At 62.0% G+C, this 6432-nt stretch carries 6 protein-coding genes; 4 read left to right on the top strand and 2 right to left on the bottom strand.

Annotated elements, in window-relative coordinates:
- On the bottom strand, nt 1-551 hold a 551-nt coding region (rpiA, locus tag D6877_RS19855), incomplete at its 3' end, for a ribose-5-phosphate isomerase RpiA (protein ID WP_130911855.1).
- A 261-nt stretch (nt 552-812) separates the two neighbouring features.
- Between rpiA and ilvA the strand changes: the two genes are divergently transcribed.
- On the top strand, nt 813-2327 hold the full coding sequence (gene ilvA, locus D6877_RS19850) for a threonine ammonia-lyase, biosynthetic (RefSeq protein ID WP_071172186.1): 1515 nt from the start codon (nt 813-815) through the stop codon (nt 2325-2327).
- A gap of 41 nt (nt 2328-2368) precedes the next feature.
- On the top strand, nt 2369-2782 hold the full coding sequence (locus D6877_RS19845; RefSeq protein ID WP_130911854.1) for a DUF2269 family protein: 414 nt from the start codon (nt 2369-2371) through the stop codon (nt 2780-2782).
- A 105-nt stretch (nt 2783-2887) separates the two neighbouring features.
- Here the strand turns inward: D6877_RS19845 and D6877_RS19840 are convergent, their stop codons facing one another.
- Nucleotides 2888-3544, bottom strand: a complete 657-nt coding sequence (locus D6877_RS19840; protein WP_130900345.1) for an HAD family hydrolase — start codon at nt 3542-3544, stop codon at nt 2888-2890.
- 143 nt (nt 3545-3687) lie between these two features.
- On the opposite strand from D6877_RS19840, the gene D6877_RS19835 reads away from it, so the two are divergent.
- Both D6877_RS19835 and ptsP read left to right on the top strand, forming a co-directional pair.
- Nucleotides 3688-4167 (top strand): RNA pyrophosphohydrolase, encoded by a 480-nt coding sequence (locus D6877_RS19835; protein WP_003229203.1) that lies wholly within the window; start codon nt 3688-3690, stop codon nt 4165-4167.
- A 22-nt stretch (nt 4168-4189) separates the two neighbouring features.
- The coding region (gene ptsP / locus D6877_RS19830) for a phosphoenolpyruvate--protein phosphotransferase (protein WP_130911853.1) at nt 4190-6432 on the top strand (2243 nt) is incomplete at its 3' end.

Here is a 6432-nt window from a genome sequence, read left to right as displayed (position 1 = left end):
ACCGGGTTGGTGATCTGCAGGTTGAACACGTCGAGGATGATGTTGCCGTTGTCGGTCAACACGCCTTCGCGGTACACCGGGTCGCCACCAAGTTTCACCAGTTGGCGGGCGACGTGGCTGCGGGCCATCGGGATGACTTCCACCGGCAGCGGGAACTCGCCGAGCACCGGCACCAGTTTGCTGGCGTCGGCGATGCAGATGAAGGTCTTGGCGACGGCGGCGACAATCTTCTCGCGGGTCAGGGCGGCGCCGCCGCCCTTGATCAGGTTCAGGTGCGCATCGCTTTCATCGGCGCCGTCGACGTAGAACTCCAGATCGCTGACGGTGTTCAGCTCGTACACCGGAATCCCGTGGCCCTTGAGGCGCGCGGCAGTGGCTTCGGAGCTGGCAACGGCGCCATCGAACGCGCCCTTGTGCTGGGCCAGTGCATCGATGAAGCAGTTGGCGGTGGAGCCGGTGCCGACGCCGACGATGCTCTTGTCGTCGAGTTTCGGCAGGATGAAGTCGACAGCGGCCTGGGCCACGGCCTGTTTGAGTTGATCCTGGGTCATGCGGGCTCCGGAAGCGGGCAAGGGTTGGGCAGAAAGGCCGGCATTATAGGCCTCGCGGTGGTGAAGGTCATTGTCCTGTTGGCAGATCAAAAGATCGCAGCCTTCGGCAGCTCCTACACTTTGGAATGCATTCCCACTGTAGGAGCTGCCGAAGGCTGCGATCTTTTCGGCGCGATAAAACCTCTGGATCCGTGTGGTCGCCCGGGCAAAAGCCGGGTTAGACTCCTTGGCCCTGCCCAACTCGCCCAGTGATGCTTTCCGATGCTCGAACAGTACGTCAAAAAGATCCTCACCTCGCGCGTTTATGACGTTGCCGTAGAAACCCCGCTGCAGAACGCCCGCCAGCTCTCCGAGCGGCTGGGCAATGACATCTGGCTCAAGCGCGAAGACTTGCAGCCGGTGTTCTCGTTCAAGATTCGCGGCGCCTACAACAAGCTGACCCAGCTCAGCGACGAAGAGCGCGCCCGTGGCGTGGTCACCGCCTCGGCGGGCAATCATGCGCAGGGCCTGGCTCTGGCGGCGAAAGTGTTGGGCGTCAAAGCCACCATCGTCATGCCCAAGACCACCCCGGAAATCAAAGTGGAAGGCGTGCGTTCGCGCGGCGGCAAAGTGGTGCTGCACGGCGACTCGTTCCCGGAAGCGCTGGCCTACTCGCTGAAACTGGTCGATGAAAAAGGCTACGTCTACATCCACCCGTACGACGATCCGCACACCATTGCCGGGCAGGGCACCGTGGCCATGGAAATCCTTCGTCAGCACCCGCAGCCGCTGGACGCAATTTTCGTCCCGGTCGGCGGCGGTGGGTTGATCGCCGGTATCGCGGCGTACGTGAAATACCTGCGTCCGGACATCAAGGTAATTGGCGTCGAACCGGACGACTCCAATTGCCTGCAAGCAGCGATGGCGGCGGGCGAGCGCGTGGTTCTGCCGACCGTCGGCATCTTCGCCGACGGCGTGGCGGTGGCACAGATCGGCCAGTACACCTTCGAGATCTGCAAGGATTACGTCGATGAAGTGATAACGGTCAGCACCGACGAGATCTGCGCGGCAATCAAGGATATCTACGACGATACCCGCTCGATCACCGAGCCTGCCGGCGCGCTGGGCGTGGCCGGGATCAAGAAGTATGTTGAGCAGCGTGGCGTCAGCGGCCAGACTTTCGTCGCCATCGACTCCGGTGCCAACGTCAACTTCGACCGCCTGCGCCACGTCGCCGAGCGCGCCGAGCTGGGCGAGGGTCGCGAAGCGATCATCGCCGTGACCATTCCGGAAAAGGCCGGCAGCTTCAAGGCGTTCTGCGAAGCCATCGGCAAGCGCCAGATCACTGAATTCAATTACCGCTACAACACCGGCAGCGAAGCGCACATCTTCGTCGGCGTGCAGACCCACCCGGACAACGACCCGCGCAGCGCCTTGCTGGCAAGCCTGACCGAGCAGGGTTTCCCGGTCATCGACCTGACCGACAACGAACTGGCCAAGCTGCACATCCGCCACATGGTCGGCGGCCGCGCGGCGCAGGTGGTCGATGAAGTGGTGCTGCGCTTCGAATTCCCGGAGCGTCCGGGAGCCTTGTTCAACTTCCTCAACAAGCTCGGCGGGCGCTGGAATATCTCGATGTTCCACTACCGCAACCACGGCGCAGCGGACGGCCGCGTGGTCGCTGGCCTGCAAGTGCCCCATGACGAACGTCATCTGGTGCCGGCGGCACTTGCGGAAATCGGCTACCCGTATTGGGATGAAAGCGACAACCCGGCCTATCAGCTGTTTCTTGGCTGAGCGGCTACGCTGATGGGCATGGATCTACGAAAGAGAACGACATGGAAACCCTGACCACCCTGAAAGTCCTCCACGTTGCGGCGACCGTGGTCATCCTCGTGAGCGGGCTGGGGCTCGCCGCCCTGACCTGGCGTAATCGCAGCGAAGGCCCGGCCAGTACGATGCGCCGTCCGTGGCTGTTCATCTGGTGTCTGATGCTTATCGGCATGCTCAGCATGCCTTTCACCGGCTGGTGGCTGGTGCACCTGGTTGGCTGGCCATTGGGGCAATTGTGGATTCTGGGGTCCAGCGTGATCTATGCCGTGGCCACGTTCAGTGCGGTCTGGCTGCTGGTCCGGCTGGATCGGCTGTGGACCAGCGGGGTGGGCAATCGCAAGTTCAATCTGGCCCTGGCGATTGTCAGCGGCGTCGGGTTTGTCGCCATAGCGGCGTTGATGGGGGGCAAGCCGGTTTAAGGCTGGAGACCGAGTCGATCCCATTCGCGAGCAAGCTCGCTCCCACAGGAGATTTGTCAATGACACCGATCCCATGTGGGAGCGAGCCTGCTCGCGAAGGCGATATCAGTCGCGCAACGAAATCACCGGCCAGCCACGCTTCTCGGCTTCGGCCCGCAGATTCGGATCAGGATCCACCGCCACCGGATTCGCTACCTGTTCCAGCAACGGCAGATCATTCATCGAATCGCTATAGAAATAGCTGTCCTCAAGCGAATGCCCGGTCTCTTCCAGCCAACGATTCAGGCGCGTGACCTTGCCTTCACGGAAACACGGAATGTCGGTGCTGCGCCCGCTGTAGCGGCCGTCGATCATTTCGCATTCGGTGGCAATCAGGGTTTCCACGCCCAGGCGCACAGCGATCGGCGCGGTGACGAAACGGTTGGTGGCGGTGATGATCACCAGTTTGTCGCCGGCATCGCGGTGTTTTTTCAGCAGCTCCAGTGCCTTGGGCAGCACGATCGGCTCAATGCAGTCGCGCATGTAATCGCTGTGCCAGGCGTCGAGCACGGCCATTTCGGTGCGGCCGAGAATTTCCAGGCAGAAGTTCAGGTAGGCGGCGTTGTCGAGCTTGCCGGCCAGGTAATCCTGATAGAACTCGTCGTTGCGCGCCTTGTAGGCGATCGGGTCGAGGAAGCCGCGCTCGCACAGATAATCGCCCCAGGCGTGATCGCTGTCGCCGCCCAGAAGGGTGTTGTCCAAATCGAATAAAGCCAGGCGCATTGCAGTTACCCGCTGAAAAGTCAGTAAAAAGGCGACAAGAATACGGTCTTTTCACAAGAGTGCACATAAGGTAGGAACCTTCGTTGCCGCCTCATCAAGCTTTGTGGAACAATGCGGCGACATGCGTTTGCGAGGTTGTTGCCGTGATCGACCCCGATGGTTTCCGCCCCAATGTCGGGATCATTCTGACGAATGACGCCGGCCAGGTGCTATGGGCTCGCCGTATCAATCAGGACGCCTGGCAGTTTCCGCAAGGGGGGATCAACCCCGAGGAGACGCCGGAAGACGCCTTGTACCGCGAGCTGAACGAAGAAGTTGGCCTGGAACGTGAAGATGTTGAAATACTGGCCTGTACCCGGGGCTGGTTGCGCTATCGTTTGCCGCAACGCCTGGTGCGTACCCACAGCCAACCGCTGTGCATCGGCCAGAAACAGAAATGGTTTCTCCTGCGCCTGATCTCCAACGAGCAGCGGGTGCGGATGGATCTGACCGGTAAACCGGAGTTCGATGGCTGGCGCTGGGTCAGCTATTGGTATCCGTTGGGCCAGGTGGTGACATTCAAGCGCGAGGTGTATCGACGCGCTCTCAAAGAGCTTGCCCCGCGCCTTTTAGCGCGCGACTGACGACGGAGTTCGACCCCGAGCCATGCTCAATACGCTGCGCAAGATCGTCCAGGAAGTTAACTCCGCCAAGGATCTCAAGGCGGCGTTGGGGATTATTGTGTTGCGCGTCAAAGAGGCCATGGGCAGCCAGGTCTGCTCGGTCTACCTGCTTGACCCGGAAACCAATCGCTTCGTCCTGATGGCCACCGAGGGCTTGAACAAGCGCTCGATCGGCAAGGTCAGCATGGCCCCCAACGAGGGTCTGGTCGGTCTGGTCGGCACGCGTGAAGAACCCCTGAACCTGGAAAACGCTTCGGTTCACCCGCGCTATCGCTACTTCGCCGAAACCGGTGAAGAGCGTTACGCCTCGTTCCTCGGTGCACCGATCATCCACCACCGCCGCGTCGTCGGCGTGTTGGTCATCCAGCAGAAAGAACGCCGCCAGTTCGACGAAGGTGAAGAAGCCTTCCTCGTGACCATGAGCGCGCAGCTCGCCGGCGTAATCGCCCACGCCGAGGCCACCGGTTCGATCCGTGGTCTGGGCCGGCAGGGCAAGGGCATTCAGGAAGCCAAGTTCGTCGGCGTGCCGGGTTCGCCGGGTGCTGCCGTCGGTACCGCCGTGGTCATGCTGCCGCCGGCGGACCTGGACGTGGTGCCGGACAAGACCATCACCGACATCAACGCTGAGCTGGCGCTGTTCAAGACCGCCATCGAAGGCGTGCGCGCCGACATGCGCGCCTTGTCCGCCAAACTCGCGACCCAGCTGCGCCCGGAAGAGCGCGCGCTGTTCGACGTCTACCTGATGATGCTCGACGATGCCTCGCTGGGCAGCGAAATCACCACCGTGATCAAGACGGGGCAGTGGGCTCAGGGCGCGCTGCGTCAGGTGGTCACTGAGCACGTCAACCGTTTCGAACTGATGGACGACGCCTACCTGCGCGAGCGCGCTTCGGACGTCAAAGACCTTGGCCGCCGCCTGCTCGCCTATCTGCAGGAAGAGCGTCAGCAGAACCTGGTCTACCCGGAAAAAACCATTCTGGTCAGCGAAGAGCTGACGCCGGCGATGCTCGGCGAGGTGCCGGAAGGCACGCTGGTCGGTCTGGTCTCGGTACTCGGTTCGGGTAACTCCCACGTCGCGATTCTGGCCCGGGCCATGGGCATTCCGACGGTGATGGGTCTGGTCGATCTGCCGTACGCCAAGGTCGACGGCATCGAAATGATCGTCGACGGCACCCGTGGCGAGGTCTACACCAACCCCAGCGAAGTGCTGCGCAAGCAGTTCGCCGAAGTCGTCGAAGAAGAGAAACAACTGGCGCTGGGCCTCGACACCCTGCGCGACCTGCCGTGCGTGACCCTCGATGGCCACCGCATGCCGCTGTGGGTCAATACCGGCCTGCTCGCCGATGTGGCGCGGGCGCAGAAGCGTGGCGCCGAAGGGGTTGGTCTGTACCGCACCGAAGTGCCGTTCATGATCAATCAGCGCTTCCCGAGCGAGAAGGAACAGCTGGCGATCTACCGCGAACAGCTCGCCGCGTTCCACCCGCAACCGGTGACCATGCGCAGCCTCGACATCGGCGGTGACAAGTCGCTGTCGTACTTCCCGATCAAGGAAGACAACCCGTTCCTCGGCTGGCGCGGTATCCGCGTCACCCTCGACCACCCGGAAATCTTCCTCGTGCAGACCCGCGCGATGCTCAAGGCCAGCGAAGGCTTGAACAACCTGCGGATTCTGCTGCCGATGATCTCCGGCACTCACGAACTCGAAGAGGCCCTGCACCTGATCCACCGTGCTTGGGGCGAAGTGCGCGACGAAGGCACCGACGTGCCGATGCCGCCGATCGGCGTGATGATCGAAATCCCGGCAGCGGTGTACCAGACCAAGGAACTGGCGCGGATGGTCGACTTCCTCTCCGTCGGCTCCAACGACCTGACCCAGTACCTGCTGGCGGTCGACCGCAACAACCCGCGCGTCGCCGACCTTTACGACTATTTGCACCCTGCGGTGCTGCAAGCCCTGCAAACCGTGGTCACTGACGCCCACGCCGAAGGCAAACCGGTGAGCATCTGCGGTGAAATGGCCGGTGATCCGGCGGCGGCGGTGCTGTTGATGGCGATGGGCTTCGACAGCCTGTCGATGAACGCCACCAACCTGCCGAAGGTGAAGTGGATGTTGCGCCAAGTGAACCTGAGCAAGGCGCAGGAGATGCTGGCGGAACTGATGAAGATCGATAACCCGCAGGTTATCCACAGCTCGCTGCAACTGGCGCTGAAGAATCTCGGGTTGGC

Origin of the sequence: Pseudomonas sp. Sample_9, from assembly GCF_004307535.1 — a bacterium.
Classification (GTDB): domain Bacteria; phylum Pseudomonadota; class Gammaproteobacteria; order Pseudomonadales; family Pseudomonadaceae; genus Aquipseudomonas; species Aquipseudomonas mercuritolerans.
This window is presented reverse-complemented; position numbering and strand designations above follow the sequence as displayed.